Annotated in this window: 13 protein-coding genes; 12 read left to right on the top strand and 1 reads right to left on the bottom strand. The window is 38.1% G+C overall.

Annotated features, from left to right (window positions below; all coding sequences use genetic code 11):
• The 12 genes from radC (at position 1) to ACY2A0_RS03415 (ending at position 14,097) form a co-directional block, all read left to right on the top strand.
• Positions 1-699, top strand: a complete 699-nt coding sequence (radC, locus tag ACY2A0_RS03470; RefSeq protein WP_461788208.1) for a RadC family protein — start codon at positions 1-3, stop codon at positions 697-699.
• A gap of 60 nt (positions 700-759) precedes the next feature.
• Positions 760-1,593: an endonuclease/exonuclease/phosphatase family protein gene (locus ACY2A0_RS03465; RefSeq protein WP_461788207.1), complete on the top strand. Its 834-nt coding sequence runs from the start codon at positions 760-762 to the stop codon at positions 1,591-1,593.
• A 3-nt stretch (positions 1,594-1,596) separates the two neighbouring features.
• Positions 1,597-2,358 carry a prolipoprotein diacylglyceryl transferase gene (locus ACY2A0_RS03460; RefSeq protein ID WP_461788206.1) on the top strand — a complete coding sequence of 254 codons (762 nt, stop codon included), beginning with the start codon at positions 1,597-1,599 and terminating at the stop codon, positions 2,356-2,358.
• Entirely contained in the window at positions 2,348-3,739 is a 1,392-nt protein-coding gene (locus ACY2A0_RS03455) for a radical SAM protein (protein WP_461788205.1), read from the top strand. Before ACY2A0_RS03460 ends, ACY2A0_RS03455 begins: the two co-directional genes overlap by 11 nt.
• An 8-nt stretch (positions 3,740-3,747) precedes the next feature.
• Positions 3,748-3,951, top strand: coding sequence for a hypothetical protein (locus ACY2A0_RS03450; RefSeq protein ID WP_461788204.1), 204 nt, complete (start codon positions 3,748-3,750; stop codon positions 3,949-3,951).
• Between the two features lie 138 nt (positions 3,952-4,089).
• Positions 4,090-6,486 carry a phenylalanine--tRNA ligase subunit beta gene (gene pheT / locus ACY2A0_RS03445; RefSeq protein ID WP_461788203.1) on the top strand — a complete coding sequence of 799 codons (2,397 nt, stop codon included), beginning with the start codon at positions 4,090-4,092 and terminating at the stop codon, positions 6,484-6,486.
• A 92-nt stretch (positions 6,487-6,578) separates the two neighbouring features.
• Entirely contained in the window at positions 6,579-6,869 is a 291-nt protein-coding gene (locus ACY2A0_RS03440) for a hypothetical protein (RefSeq protein WP_461788202.1), read from the top strand.
• Between the two features lie 30 nt (positions 6,870-6,899).
• Positions 6,900-7,190, top strand: a complete 291-nt coding sequence (locus tag ACY2A0_RS03435; RefSeq protein ID WP_461788201.1) for a cell division protein ZapA — start codon at positions 6,900-6,902, stop codon at positions 7,188-7,190.
• A 145-nt stretch (positions 7,191-7,335) separates the two neighbouring features.
• Entirely contained in the window at positions 7,336-8,898 is a 1,563-nt protein-coding gene (rny, locus tag ACY2A0_RS03430; RefSeq protein ID WP_461788200.1) for a ribonuclease Y, read from the top strand.
• A 196-nt stretch (positions 8,899-9,094) separates the two neighbouring features.
• Positions 9,095-9,610 carry an Mpo1 family 2-hydroxy fatty acid dioxygenase gene (locus ACY2A0_RS03425; RefSeq protein WP_461788199.1) on the top strand — a complete coding sequence of 172 codons (516 nt, stop codon included), beginning with the start codon at positions 9,095-9,097 and terminating at the stop codon, positions 9,608-9,610.
• Between the two features lie 123 nt (positions 9,611-9,733).
• Complete coding sequence (locus ACY2A0_RS03420) at positions 9,734-12,538, top strand: TonB-dependent receptor (RefSeq protein ID WP_461788198.1); 2,805 nt, start codon at positions 9,734-9,736, stop codon at positions 12,536-12,538.
• Between the two features lie 116 nt (positions 12,539-12,654).
• The gene (locus ACY2A0_RS03415) at positions 12,655-14,097 is read left to right on the top strand and encodes a hypothetical protein (RefSeq protein ID WP_461788197.1); all 1,443 of its coding nucleotides are present in this window, start codon (positions 12,655-12,657) and stop codon (positions 14,095-14,097) included.
• Between the two features lie 61 nt (positions 14,098-14,158).
• Here the strand turns inward: ACY2A0_RS03415 and ACY2A0_RS03410 are convergent, their stop codons facing one another.
• On the bottom strand, positions 14,159-15,310 hold the full coding sequence (locus ACY2A0_RS03410; protein ID WP_461788196.1) for a hypothetical protein: 1,152 nt from the start codon (positions 15,308-15,310) through the stop codon (positions 14,159-14,161).
• Positions 15,311-15,638 lie beyond the last annotated feature (328 nt).

The raw sequence follows: 15,638 nt of genomic DNA, 5'->3' as shown, positions 1-15,638 counted from the left end.
ATGTCTATCTATGAAAACAAACTCGGCATTAAAGCTTGGGCGGAGGCCGATCGTCCACGAGAAAAATTATTACAGCAGGGTAGGCGACAGCTTACCGATGCAGAACTCATTGCCATCTTAATCGGCTCGGGCAGTAGAAACGAAACTGCCGTTGACCTGAGCAAGCGTATCCTAAGTTCTTGCCAAAACGATTTACATAAGCTGGCGCAATTCAGCGTGAAGGAACTTTCTAAATTTAAGGGCATTGGTGAAGCTAAAGCCATTACTATCGTGGCGGCCTTGGAACTCGGACGCCGAAGAAAGGATGTTGAACCAGCTGAAGTGCAAAAAGTAACTTCCTCTATTGACGTACATGAAATGTTGAAGGCCGACTTAGCCGATCTCCCACATGAAGAGTTTTGGATGCTTTTAATGAATAGGGCCAATATCGTTATCGGAAAATACTTTGTGAGCAAAGGTGGGCAAGCGGGCACAGTAGTAGATCCCAAAATTGTTTTCAAGATTGCACTGGAACATGGCGCTGCTTCAATTGTGCTCGCTCATAATCATCCGTCAGGTAGTTTAAAGCCTAGCAGTGCCGATATCAATATCACCAAAAAACTAATGGAATTAGGTAAAATGATGGAAATTGCGGTACATGATCATATCATCGTTTATAATGATACGTTTTTAAGTTTGGCCGATGAAGGTTACGTTTAAGCGCTCAGATACTATACTCAATCGTTTCAAATCTTTACATTTGAAACAAAAAAATAGAAAATGAAAAATATCGTCGTCATCTTTTTGCTTTTCGTTGCTGGCTTTCAAGCGCAGGCCCAAAAAAATCAATCTATCAATATCATTACTTACAATATCAGGTATGCAACCGAAAAAGATGGTATTAATGCATGGAGTAATCGAAAAGATAATGTAAAGGCTTTGGTAAAATTTCATGAAGCCGATATCCTTTGCACTCAGGAAGCCTTAGCTGAACAGTACGATTTTTTGTTGGAGAATTCAGATTTTGAAGCGGTTGGAGCTGGCAGAGATGACGGTAAACGTAAAGGTGAATTCTCCCCAATATATTATAACAAAAACAGGTTCAGCAAAAAAGATGGTGGTGTTTTTTGGCTGTCGCAAACGCCAAACGTGCCTAGCAAAGGCTGGGATGCCATGTTCAATAGGGTTTGTACCTGGGTGCGGTTGTATGACAAGCTAAATAAAAAAGAGTTTTTAGTTTTTAATACACATTATGATCATGTTGGTGTGCAGGCCAGAATAGAGTCGGCTAAGCTGATTAAGCAAAAGATCCAGGAAATTGCCCCTAAGCTGCCAGTTGTTTATACAGGAGATTTAAACGTGACTCCAGAAACAGAAGCCATCGCAACAATCAAGTCTTTTTTGAGCGATAGTAAGGAAATCAGCATGCAAGCCCCTTATGGTCCAGAGGGTACATTTAACGGTTTTAAGTTTGACAGCCCTTTAAAAGATCGCATCGATTATATTTTCGTAAATAAAGGTTTTAAAGTTCAAAAATATGCGGTGCTGTCTGACAGTAAAGATCAGCGCTACTTTTCGGATCATCTCCCTGTTTTTGCAACGCTAGAATTGTAATCCTTGGATTTTCCTTTACAATTTCGTTTTGCTGGGCAGCAGTACCATTGGCATTTTTTGCTGGAAACATTGGCTTTTTTGGTAGGGGTGCGCTTGTATTATTTCATGCGCAAGGGGGTTGATGATCCAATATCTAGCCAAAACCGACTTTGGATTATGTTGGGAGCAATGCTTGGGGCATTAATTGGTTCAAGGTTATTCGCTATTTTAGAAGATCCTGCCCATTTAAGTCAGCTCAACTTTCAGGTGCTCTATGCAAGCAAAACTATTGCAGGAGGTTTGTTGGGCGGCTTGTTCGGGGTCGAACTCATTAAGAAAATAATAGGAGTTCGTATTGCTTCCGGAGATATTTATGTGATCCCTATCTTGGTAGCTTTAATTATCGGCAGGTGGGGCTGTTTTTTGATGGGGGTGGCGGAACCTACCTATGGAAAGCCCACAGATTTCTTATTGGGAATGGATTTGGGCGATGGTATAAAACGTCATCCAGTTATGCTTTATGAAATACTGTTTGCCTCCTTTCTATTGGTGTTTTTTATCCTGATAAGGTCGAAGAAATTGCCTAATGGCGAAAAATTCAAACTTTTTATGGTGCTATATTTCCTGTTTAGGTTTTTAATGGAGTTCTTAAAGCCGTACCAGTCGCTATTTTTAAATTTAAGTAGCATTCATTGGTCGGCGATCATTATATTTATCTATTACTATAAATTTTTGTGGCGATTGCTAAGCGGCAAGCTTTTTCGTCAAACAGCTTATGAAAACTAGAGATTACGTTTATTACGATTATACGAAGAGCCTTTGTCCGGAATGTTTGATGCTTTGCGATGCGAAGATTGTTTTTCAGGATGCCAAAGTTTGGATGCTGAAACGTTGTGCTTCGCATGGTGAGAGCAAAGTAATGATTGCCGATGATGTAGAATATTACAAGCAAATCAGGAACTACAACAAACAATCAGAAATGCCACTGAAGTTTAATACAAAAGTGCATTATGGTTGTCCTTACGATTGTGGCTTGTGTACCGACCACGAACAGCACTCGTGCCTTACGGTAGTTGAAGTAACCGATCGTTGTAACTTAGCTTGCCCAACCTGCTACGCAATGTCATCGCCGCATTATGGTAGGCACCGCACTTTGGAGGAAATCAATAAAATGCTGGATACCGTGGTAACTAACGAAGGGGAGCCCGATGTAGTTCAACTTTCGGGTGGAGAGCCAACAGTACACCCTGATTTTTTTGCTATACTGGATCTGGCAAAGCAGAAACCTATCAAGCATTTGATGGTCAACACCAATGGTATTCGTATTGCGAAGGATGTTGCTTTTGTAGAGCGATTAGCATCGTACATGCCTGATTTCGAAATTTACTTGCAGTTTGATAGTTTTAGTCCGGAGGTGCTCACGAAGATGAGGGGAGAAGATCTGACTGAAGTGAGAAAGAAAGCCATCGCAAACCTAAATCAATTTAATCTATCTACTACGTTGGTGGTTACCTTACAAAAGGATTTAAACGATCATGAAATCGGGGATATCATTGATTATGCGTTGAAGCAAAAATGTGTGAGAGGAGTCACTTTTCAGCCTACGCAGGTTGCTGGAAGAAACGATAACTACAGTGATCAGCAGGGGAGGATCACGCTAACGGAAGTAAGACGTAAAATTTACGAGCAATCTATATTTACGCCGCAAGATTTAATTCCAGTGCCTTGCAATCCGGATGCGCTTTGTATGGCTTACGCATTAAAGGTAGATGATGAGGTGATTCCCATGACCAACTTGATTAATCCGGAAGACTTGCTGAACAACTCCAAAAATACCATTGTTTTTGAGCATGATGAAAGGCTAAAACAACACATGCTCAACCTTTTTAGTACAGGTGTTTCTGTAGACTGTGCTGAAGGAACTTTTGGCGAGTTGATGTGTTGTTTGCCACGGGTGCAGTCGGACGGATTAAAATACGATAACCTATTTCGAATCATCATCATGAACTTTATGGATCCATTGGATTTTGATGTACGTGCCGTTAAAAAATCTTGCGTACATATCGTGAGCGATAAGATGAAGATGATTCCATTTGAGACGATGAACATCTTTTATCGAGATAATAAAATTGATAAAATAAGAGAAAAAATAAGTCCAATTAATTAATTTTAAATATGGAAATAGTTGCTTTATCTGTGTTGTACTGGATTGTAGTGGGAATTATGCTGTTAGTAGGCTTAATTAAACTTATTTTTGGTAAACGAACGGAGCAAAATCAAAATCCAGGGCTGAAGTTGGTCATTGCCTCAGTAATTATGTTTGTGATTGGCGGCGGCGCCTGTGCGCTCATCCTTAGTGGTCTAGGTAGCATGCGCTAATTTTATTCATCAAACTCTTCCGCTCGTTTTTTGCTTTCCGCATTAAATAATATCTTTGCGTTTTAAAATCGTAATGCGTGTAGAAATATGCGTAGTGAAACTATCGCCATACGCAATACGTCCTACTCAATACCCAAAATGAAAATATCATATAGCTGGCTGAAGCAAATACTAAAAACAGATAAAACTCCGCAAGAACTTTCGTTGATTTTAACCAATATTGGTTTAGAAGTAGAAAGTTTGGAGAAGGTGCAAACTATTCCGGGTGGATTAGAAGGCTTAGTAATTGGTTTTGTAGAGGAGCGAACTCAACATCCAAATGCCGACAGATTAAGCGTAACAAAAGTAAATGTTGGCGGTCCTGAACTGTTGCAAATTGTTTGCGGTGCGCCAAATGTGGCAGCTGGTCAAAAAGTAGTAGTAGCCACGGTTGGTACAACGGTACATCCTAACGAGGGCGAACCTTTTAAGATCAACAAATCTAAAATTAGGGGAGAAGTTTCTGAAGGAATGATTTGTGCTGAAGATGAAATTGGCTTGGGTAATTCGCATGCTGGTATTATGGTGTTGGCCGAAGATGCACCTATTGGCTTAGAGGCAAAAAAATACTTTAACGTTGATGATGATTATCTATTCGAAATTGGTTTAACTCCAAATCGTGCTGATGCTGCCTCACATTTAGGTGTAGCTAGAGATTTAGCTGCTTATTTGCGTACTAGCTATGACTTGCCAGATGTTAGTGCTTTCAAAACCGATAATGAACAGCTGAACATAACGGTAGAAGTAGAAGCTAAAGATGCTTGTCCACGCTATAGCAGTGTGAGCATTAGTGGTGTAACCGTGAAGTCATCGCCAGAATGGTTAAAAGATAAGTTGAAAGTAATTGGCGTTCGTCCAATTAACAACGTGGTTGATGTGACCAACTATGTATTGCACGAGCTTGGACAACCTTTACATGCTTTTGATGCCGATCAAATTGCAGGTAAGAAAATCATTGTTAAGAAATGTGCTGAAGGTACGGCTTTCGTTACTTTAGACGAAGTAGAACGTAAGCTTTCTTCTGAAGACTTGATGATTTGCGATGCAGAGAAACCATTGTGTATTGCTGGTGTTTTCGGCGGCATTGGTTCAGGCGTAACCGATCAAACTACCAATATATTTTTAGAAAGTGCTTATTTCAATGCAGTTTCGGTACGTAAAACTTCAAAAAGACATGGTTTAAAAACCGATGCATCTTTCAGGTTTGAACGCGGTACTGATCCAGAAATTACAGTATTGGCCTTACAAAGAGCCGCTTTGTTGATTAAAGAGGTAGCCGGTGGAGAAATTTCTTCTGCGGTATCAGATATTTACCCAGTTAAAGCAAATCCATTTAGCGTATCAGTTAAATACCAAAACATTGTTGATTTAATTGGTAAGAATATTCCATTAATTGAAATCAAAGAAATCATCACTTCTTTAGGGATTGAAGTTGCAAAAGAAGATGCAGCAGGATTAGATTTGCTAGTGCCTGCCTATAAAGTGGATGTAACCCGCGAATGCGATATCACAGAAGAAGTTTTACGTATTTACGGATACGATAACATCGAAATTCCTTCGAAAGTTAATGCTTCCTTAGCATATACGGTTAAACCAAACAAAGAGAACATCCAAAATTTAACAGCCGATATGCTTACTGCAAATGGTTTTACAGAGATTTGGTGTAATTCGTTAACCAGTTTGGCAAATTCAAAAAACGAAGCCGAAGCGGTACAAATCTTGAATCCATTAAGTTCTGATTTGAATGCAATGCGACAAAGTTTATTGCAGCCAGCTTTGGAGAGTGTAGCGTATAATGTCAACAGAAAAAATAGTGATATTAAGTTTTATGAGTTTGGCAAAACCTATCACTTCATTGACGGCAAATATGTGGAACGTCCGCGTTTGCTATTGCTGCTAAGTGGCGCTAAACAAAGTGAACAATGGAATCAACAATCAACACCGGCAACGTTTTATAATTTGAAATCGGCAGTAGATGCCATTATGAAACGTCTGGGATTAGCGGGTTTCCAAACAGATGAGCTGAGCAACGAGAGTTTTGCTTATGGATTAAAGTATTTTAGAGGCGATAAAACTTTGGTGAGTTTTGGAGCGGTAACTAATGCTAATAAAAAAGCTGCAGGCCTCAAACAAGATATCTTTTATGCGGATTTTGATTGGACTTTTGTATTGGATGCGTTGAAGAAAAACAAAATCATTAATAAAGAAGTACCTAAATATCCTTCCGTAAGAAGAGATTTATCTTTGCTGATAGATCAAGCAGTAACCTTTGAGCAATTAAAGTCAGTGGTATTTAAAACTGAAAAGAAGTTGGTTAAAAATGTACAGGTATTTGATGTGTACCAGGGCGATAAATTGCCAGAAGGTAAAAAATCATATGCCTTAAGTTTTACTTTGCAAGATGAAGAGCAGACACTAACAGACAAACAGATAGATGCAATAATGCAAAAGATTATTGCTAACTTAGCGCAGACTGCAAAGGCAGAAATAAGATAAAAAAAGTTTAAAGTAAAAAGTCAAAAGTGCCAGGTTATCAAGGTTGAAAAACTTAAAACCTATAACCTTAAACTTATAACCTGTTAAAAAAAATGGCTGCAGTAGCTGAACAATTGAATCATATTCTTCAAAAAACCAATCGTTTAATCGATTTGTGTAATGCTTTGCAAGAAGAAAATCAGTTGCTGCAAGCTGAAAATAAACAGCAAAAACTGGCCTTAGAACAAGCGAAAGCTACGCAGGGCGAGTTAGATGAAAAGATTAGAGTACTCAAGCTAGCCAAGAGTATTGAAGGAACAAGTGAAAAGACACTTGATATAAAGCAAAAAATTAACGAATTTGTGCGGGAAATTGATAAGTGTGTGGTATTGCTTAAAAAGTAGGCAATCAGGATTAATTGAAACAAAGCTAAAATGGGAGAAATCTCGATTAAAATAACTATCGCCGACCGTATTTACCCACTAAAGGTGAGTATGGAAGAAGAGGAGATTGTGAGACGAGCGGCAAAAATTATCAACGAGCGTATAAAAGACTATCAGGAAAATTATGCGGTTAGAGATAAGCAGGACTTGTTATCGATGGCTGTATTACATTATGCTACTGCGGTTTTAAAAACCGAGCATAAAGTACAACATCAAGATACAGCTGTTGCCGATAAAGTGGAAGAATTAGATAGTTTGTTAAACGGATTTTTCGCAAAATAATACGTTCTTTATTACCTCATCAGTTACGATAGGTATACCTAGCTATAAATTTGGCCGTGGCTAAATTTTTATGTTTCAGTTAATGGATTGTGGCAACACACATGACGCATAAAGATTTAGTTACGGTTTTTTTATACAACAAACAATGGAGATACTAGGAATAGTAGGATGCGTACTTGCCAGCTTAGTAGTTGGTATAGTAATTGGCAGATACCTGCTGCGAAACCTGTTAAAACAACAGGAAATAGCGGCTCAAGCAAAAGCAAAGAAGATTTTAAAGGATGCTGAAAATAATGCGGAAATTCTAAAAAAGAATAAGCTACTAGAAGCCAAAGAGAAATTTTTACAGCTTAAAGCGGAGCACGAACAACAAGTTCAAACAAGAAATAGCGAAGTAGCTCAACGCGAAAATAGCATTAAACAAAAAGAGCAGTCGTTAAATGCTAAACTAGAGAACGCAAATAGAAAAGAGCAGGAGTTAGATAAACATAAAGACAATTTAGAAAAGCAAACCGCTTTAGCTGTTAAAAAGCAAGAAGAGGTTGAAGTGCTTAAAAACCAACATGTAAAGCAGTTGGAGACTATTGCGGGCTTAAGTGCCGAAGAAGCAAAAGCACAATTAGTGGAAAACATGAAATCAGAAGCTCGTTCGCAGGCGTTGATGCAAGTGAAAGATATTGTGGATGAAGCTAAGCTAACTGCAAGCAAAGAAGCTAAGAAAGTAGTGATCCAAACCATTCAACGCACAGCTGCCGAAGCTGCCATTGAAAACTCGGTTTCTATTTTTCACATTGATAACGACGAAATTAAAGGTCGTGTAATTGGTAGGGAAGGCCGTAACATTCGTGCTTTAGAAGCTGCAACTGGCATCGAAATTATTGTTGATGATACACCTGAAGCAATTATTTTATCTGGCTTTGATCCTGTAAGAAGAGAAATTGCCCGTTTAGCGCTACACCGTTTAGTAACCGATGGTCGTATTCACCCAGCACGTATTGAGGAAATCGTAGCGAAAACCAAAAAGCAGATCGAAGACGAAATCATCGAGATTGGCGAGCGTACGGTGATCGATTTAGGAATTCACGGCTTGCATCCAGAATTGATCAGAATGGTAGGCCGTATGCGTTACCGTTCATCTTATGGACAAAACTTATTGCACCACTCCCGTGAGGTAGCAAACTTCTGCGCTACTATGGCTGCAGAATTGGGCTTAAATGCAAAACTGGCTAAACGTGCCGGCTTGTTACACGATATCGGTAAAGTGCCTGATGATAATCCAGAATTGCCACACGCTATTTTGGGTATGCAGTTGGCCGAAAAATATAAAGAACATCCTGATGTTTGCAATGCGATAGGTGCCCACCATGATGAAATTGAAATGACTTCGTTAATTGCACCAATTGTTCAAGCTTGCGACTCTATTTCAGGAGCTCGTCCAGGTGCTCGTAGGGAAGTGGTAGAAAGCTATATCAAGCGCTTGAAAGAGTTGGAAGAGTTAGCGATGTCATACCCTGGTGTAGAGAAAACTTTTGCTATACAGGCAGGTAGAGAACTACGTGTAGTGGTAGAAAGCGAAAGAGTGACTGACCAACAGGCGGAGTTACTAGCTGCTGATATCTCTAACCGTATCCAAACTGAGATGACCTATCCAGGCCAAATTAAGGTTACCGTAATTAGAGAAACCCGCTCAGTAGCATTTGCGAAATAATGTTATTTGTCATTCTGAGCATAGCGAAGAATCTGTAATTAGGTCGCATTAAGCTAGTAGATTTCTCCTAACGTCGGAATGACAGGAAGTTTAAGATTGCTTGGTGCCTCACAATGATGATTTCAAATAATACTAAGACTAAAAAGCGATAGAATTTCTATCGCTTTTCTTATTTTTACAAACCAAATAGCCAGCTATGAGCAAAACAGTTAAAACCCCAGAAAGAAAGCCTGTAGATATCTTGTTTGATAAATATGCAGAAAGCCATCAAAATGGAACTAATAAATTGATTCATTGGATTTGTGTGCCGTTAATCGTTTTCAGTTTGCTGGGTTTAGTTTGGTTAATTCCATTTCCTCAGTTGTCATTTTTAGGGCAGTATCAAAGCTACTTTAATTGGGCGTCGTTTTTATTGGCATTTGCACTTTACTACTATTTTACCTTATCTCCAACTTTGTTCTTTATCATGGTTTGGGTAGTTGCAGGGATGAGTTATTGTATTGTGCAGCTAGAGATGTGGGAAAAATATCATGATGGTCCGGCAGCTTGGATGATCTTCTTAAGCATCTTTGTACTTGCTTGGGTTGGTCAGTTCATTGGCCATAAAATAGAAGGGAAAAAACCTTCATTTTTAGAAGATGTTAAGTTTTTGTTAATTGGCCCAATTTGGTTATTACACTTTATCTGTAAAAAAATCGGCTTAAAATATTAATTTAAAAGCCGTTTATACACGCTTTAACAATTTGTTAACCTGCGGGTAAACAAATGGTAATTTCAAGCTAACATCAAGCTAACATTGTGGTAATAGTTTTGCCCTAATTAAAAATAAGGCAAATTGAAATCACAATTAACTCTAAAAAAAGCACTACTAACTTTCATCTTCGTATTAGGAAGTGTATTTGTTTTCGCTCAGGGAACTGGTAAAATCGCAGGAACTGTAACCGATAAAAAGACTGGCGAAACATTAATCGGTGTATCGGTGCGGATTGCCGGTACTACAAAAGGTGTAGGTACTGATGTGGATGGTAAATATGTATTGCCAGGACTTACGCCAGGTAAGCACGTCATCGAAATTTCTTACGTAAGTTACGCCACAAAAAAAATCACCGATGTTGAGGTTAAAGCAGGTGCTGTGACTACGCTAAATGTGGTGATGGAAGAAGCCTCTTCGCAAACCCTAAATCAGGTAGTAATTACAGGAAGTTATAAGCAGGAATCAGTAAATGCGCTATATGCACGTCAAAAAAATAGTGCGGTAATTTCTGATGGTGTATCGTCAGAGTCGATCAAAAAATCTCCAGATAGAAATACTTCTGATGTATTAAAAAGAGTAAGTGGTGCTACAATTCAAGACAACAAGTTTGTTGTAATTAGAGGGTTAAGTGACCGATATAATAATGCCACCTTGGACGGCGCTTCATTGCCTAGTACAGAGCCTAACCGTAAGGCGTTTTCTTTCGATATTGTTCCGTCAAACTTAGTAGATAACCTAATGGTTAGCAAAACAGCTACGCCAGATTTGCCTGCAGATTTTACGGGAGGTTCAATACAAATCATTACCAAGGACATTCCAGATAATAATTTTGTTTCCTTTGGTATTGGTGCTGGTTACAATACAGCATCAACGTTTAAAGATTTTAATACCGGAGTTAGAAACGCAACAGACTATCTGGGTTTCGATAATGGCGATAAGGCGTTGCCTGCCAATTTTCCGTCACGTAATAAAATTATTAGCGGTAACTTAACTAATGAGCAGGGTATTTCGGCAATGAAAAGCTTGTCGTCTGATTGGAAAATATACAACAATACGGCATTACCAACTCAAAATTATCAGTTTACTTTAGGCAGGGTTAAAAATTTAAAAGATAGCGGTAATAAACTAGGCGCTTTATTTTCTTTAACTTATAGAAACGCACAAAACATACAGCAAGATGTAATTCGCGATTATAAAGATTTCGACTATCATGATGACATTTATAAGTTTTCAACTAGTGTAGGTGCCTTAGCAAATTTCGCTTACAGCTATGGTAAAAGTAAGATCACGTTTAAAAATATTTACAATAGAAATTACGATGATCTATTCCTTAGTAGAAGTGGTTTTAATATCGATAGAAATCGTGATATCAGATTTTATGCATTTGATTTGATGCAAAAAAGTTTATTCAAGTCTACGCTTGAAGGTACGCATCCATTGGGTGAGAATAATTCTAAAATCAATTGGTCGGTAAGTTATGCCAATATTGTTAATGACCAGCCGGATCAAAAGAAGATCTCTTACCAAAGAAACCCTTCTGATGCTGGTACTGCCGATTACGTTTTTGTAGGAAGTACAGGGACTGTAAGCAAAGAAAACTCACGATTGTTTTCTAAATTAAACGAAGACAACTTTAGTGGAGGGTTAAATTATACGCTGCCTGTTAAAATGTTCAGTCAAACATCTACTTTTAAAGCGGGTTTAAGCTCAATTTATCGCAACCGTACTTTCGATGCGAGGTTCATCGGTTTCAAAGCGAATAATAGTTCACCCAATGCAGATGAAATTAACAGACGCCCATTAAGTACGATTTATGGAAGAGATGCCATTAATAGTGGAGCTTACTTTTTGGAAGATATTTCTGATGATGCAGATAGTTATTTAGCGCACTCCTTTACCAACGCTGGATATGCAATGTTAGATAATAAGATCGGTAAAGAATCTAGGTTGGTTTGGGGTGTTAGGGTAGAGCAATTCAATGTAGTTTTAGATTCTAAAGTTCCGTCGCCGCGTACTTCGGTGGATGATAACTATGTTGATATTTTGCCTTCAGTAAATTATACATACAGCTTGACGCCAAAAATAAATTTAAGAGCGTCATATTACCGTACTTTAGCAAGGCCAGAATTCCGTGAGTTGTCATCTGCTGCTATTTACGACTATGAACTATTGGCGTTGCAACAAGGTAATCCGAATTTAAAGGAAGCAAAAATTGATAATGCTGATATTCGCTTTGAGTTTTATCCACAGGCAGGACAAATAATTTCTGCATCGGCTTTTTACAAAAAATTCCATAATGCCATTGAGTCGTTTAATGCCGATGGAGGCTCTTCTAGAATTATTTCATTTATCAATTCAGATAATGTGAATGTTTATGGTGTGGAATTTGAATTTCGTAAAACATTAGACTTTATTTCAGAAACAGATTTCTTTAAAAGAACCACTTTCTACACCAACCTTTCTTTCATCAAGTCTAATGTAGAAACCTTAAATACTGGCTTGAATTTAATTGATACGAAACGACCTATGGTTGGACAAGCACCTTATATCATTAATGCTGGTTTGCAACATAGTTTCTTGGGAGATAAATTAAGTTTCAATGCGTTGTATAATAGAGTAGGTAGAAAGCTTAATGTTGCGTCCGGCGCATTGTTTCCTTCGGTTTGGGAAGCACCACGAAATGTTGTCGACTTGCAATTAGCGTTGAAAGTAATTAAAAACAGAGGTGAATTGAAATTCAATGCAGGCGATATCTTAAATAACCGTATCACACAATACTACGATAACAATCGCAACAAAAAGTATGATACAGCAAATGGCGATGAAACAATCAGCAGCTTCAAGCCAGGCAGCAATTACGGACTGTCGTTCTCTTACACTTTTTAATGTTAAATAATTGTAACTGTAAGTAGGTGATTTTTAACAATAAGTTAAAGCTTTTTTAATAGCCAAATTATATCCGTATTACACCTTTGTGGTAAGTAAAAAACAAAAAAATAAAGATGAAAAAACATTTATTGCTTTACGCTCTTAGCGTACTAGTTTTCTTGGCAAGTTGTTCTAAAAACACTGTTGACGAGGATTTAAATCCAACAACGCCAGCAAACACTGTTGAGGTTTCTGGAGATGTAACTGCAAATACTACCTGGTCAGCAGATAAAATATATTTGTTAAAAGGAAACATTTTCGTTACCAATAATGCTACACTAACTATTCAGCCAGGTACCATTATTAAGGGCGATAAAGCTACTAAAGGTGCATTAATTATCACTAGAGGTGCTAAAATTATGGCTGTAGGTACGGTGGAGAAACCAATTGTATTTACTTCAAGCATTGCTGCTGGTGCCCGTAAAGAAGGCGACTGGGGCGGTGTGATTTTATTAGGTAAAGCACAAAATAACATCGGTACTTCGGTAGCTATCGAAGGTATTTCTGATGCGACTGATAAAGGTAAACATGGTGGTAATGATAACACAGATAACTCTGGTACAATGAAATATGTACGTATTGAGTATGCTGGTATCGCTTTAAGTCCTGATAATGAAATCAACGGTTTAACTTTTGGATCAGTTGGTTCAGGTACTACTATCGACTACGTTGAGGTTTACCGCTCTGGTGACGATGCTTTCGAATGGTTCGGCGGTTCGGTTAACTGTTCACATTTGTTAGCTATTGATAGTTGGGATGATGATTTTGATACTGATAATGGTTTCTCAGGTAAGGTTCAGTTTGGTTTAGCTCAACGCTTAGCTAACACTGCCGACGTATCTGGTTCTAACGGTTTCGAATCTGATAACAACTCTGCGGGTACTACAGCAACACCGCAAACATCAGCTGTATTTTCAAACATGACGATTTTAGGTCCAGTAGGTTCAGGATCTTCAAGTATCAACGCTAATTTCCAACACGGTGCACAAATCCGTCGTAACTCTGCAATGAGCTTGTTTAACTCGGTAATTGTTGGTTATACTGAAGGTGTGTTTATTGATGATGCGTTACCTAACGCGACAACTTCGGTAGCAACTTCACCTAATTTAACTTCGGGTGCAATTGTGGTTGCTAATAACTTAATCTACAATAGTAATAGCAAAGGAAATCAAATTAAAGCTTCTAACGCTACTGCTTTAACTGCAATAACTGCTTTATTAACTGGTACTTTAGCAGCAAATACATTTGATCCAGCTGCTTTAGCTTCAGCTATTTTTACTGATCCTTACAAATACTCAGCAGATTTAGCTTCGGGTACAAGAGTTGGAACTCCTAACTTTACATTAGTAGCAGGTTCGGCGGCAGCTACGGGAGCTTCATTCACAAACTCAAAAGTTGCTACAGGTTTTACCAACGTAGCTTATAGAGGTGCTTTCGGCGCTGATAACTGGGCAGCAGGTTGGGCTCATTTTGATCCTCAATCATTACCTTACACTACTCCAGGTGCAGTAAAGTAATTTCAGATTTAAAATAAAAAATCAAAGGCTCTAGATTAACTTCTGGGGCCTTTGATTTTTATCATATCTTATTCTTCATTGGCTGATAAGCATAAACCACCTCATATTTTTGTTGTTTCAGATGGTCGGCCAACTCGCCAATTTTCAATTTCTTTTTTTGTGGAGTGGGTTCGCAAACCGAGTAAACCTTACCATTGTATAAAATTCCATCGCCAACCGGCTTATCAAAAGCAACAGCCATGGTGATATGCGTTGGATACAGCAGGGCAATCATCGGTAAATCATAAATTTCCTTCACTAAGTAAAAAAACAAAGCAGCTCTATCATCGCAATCACTTTGGTTATTCAACAAAGTTTGTTCAGGCGAAAAGCGTTTTTCTTTACCCATTAACCGTTCATCATCTTCGTACAAAAAGGCATATCGTGTAAACTGCATCAAGTAATCTACGCCTTTCTTGGCTGCCATACCTTTGAGGTTATCTTTCAATATTGGAATTAATGATTGATAAGTAGCCTTGCTCAAAGGAATATTGAAATAGGTTTCAAAATCTACAATAGGATAGTTTGCAAAGATTTGGGAAACTTCATCTGTAACCTTTAAATTAAAGTGGTAAGACTTATGTTTGTAATTGAAGGCTACTTGTTTTTCCTGATAGGCTTCTGGCTTAAAATCCGGCATCTTAGTCACTTTATAACTGAAAGATTTTTTCGCTTCTACTATGTTAATGTCAACCGGAATATAAGTGTCGACTTGCTTAAACAACTTTTGATAATCGTGATAGTTCAGGCACATGTATTTTTTCTCCGCAAGCATAAAATAAGGGATGTCCGAGATGTCCTCTTCACACTGAACGTAGAATATAATTTGATCATCGCCAATGGCAATTCTCGCATCGTACCCTGATTTGCACATCAAGAACCATTTATATAAGGTATAGCTGTGATAATTTTTTGCTTTCGGACTCAGTTGTTCAGCAACTTTACGCACCAGTTGGTAATAAAGCCAATCATTCAGCTGATGTTCCGTTTGATATGTTTTTAAGGACGCGATAAGCGCTGCTGCTTTGTCTGAATTATTAAGTTGCTGATAAAATTGCTTTACGTTGCTAGCATTTAGCGACTTATTGAAATTTTGCTGTAAGGAGTTGTCTGTACTAAAATTAAATGTGCTTTCATAAAATTCAATACTATACAGTTGTGCCTTTGCGATCATGACGACGCATAAATTGATCATCAAAAATGATAGGCAGTACAAGCTGTATTTCTTGAAGCGATACATCTGTTAATATTGGCTTAACATTAAATTTAAGAAATGTTAACATAAAATTGCAAGCTTTTGATGGGAAAAAGTCGAAAATTTAGGTTAGACTCATTTTCTTGTTAAGGAAATATAAAATAACCTAGGTTTTACATCGACTTAACATAGCTGCGCTACATTTGTAGTGTAAATATTTGGTTAGTATTTATCATAAAGTTTAGGTTAGTTGATGCAAAAAGCCCCGATGGATGTCGAGGCTTTTGCTTTTTTACCAATACTTTAA

Source organism: Pedobacter sp. (assembly GCF_965249885.1).
Lineage (GTDB): Bacteria > Bacteroidota > Bacteroidia > Sphingobacteriales > Sphingobacteriaceae > Pedobacter.
This window is presented reverse-complemented; position numbering and strand designations above follow the sequence as displayed.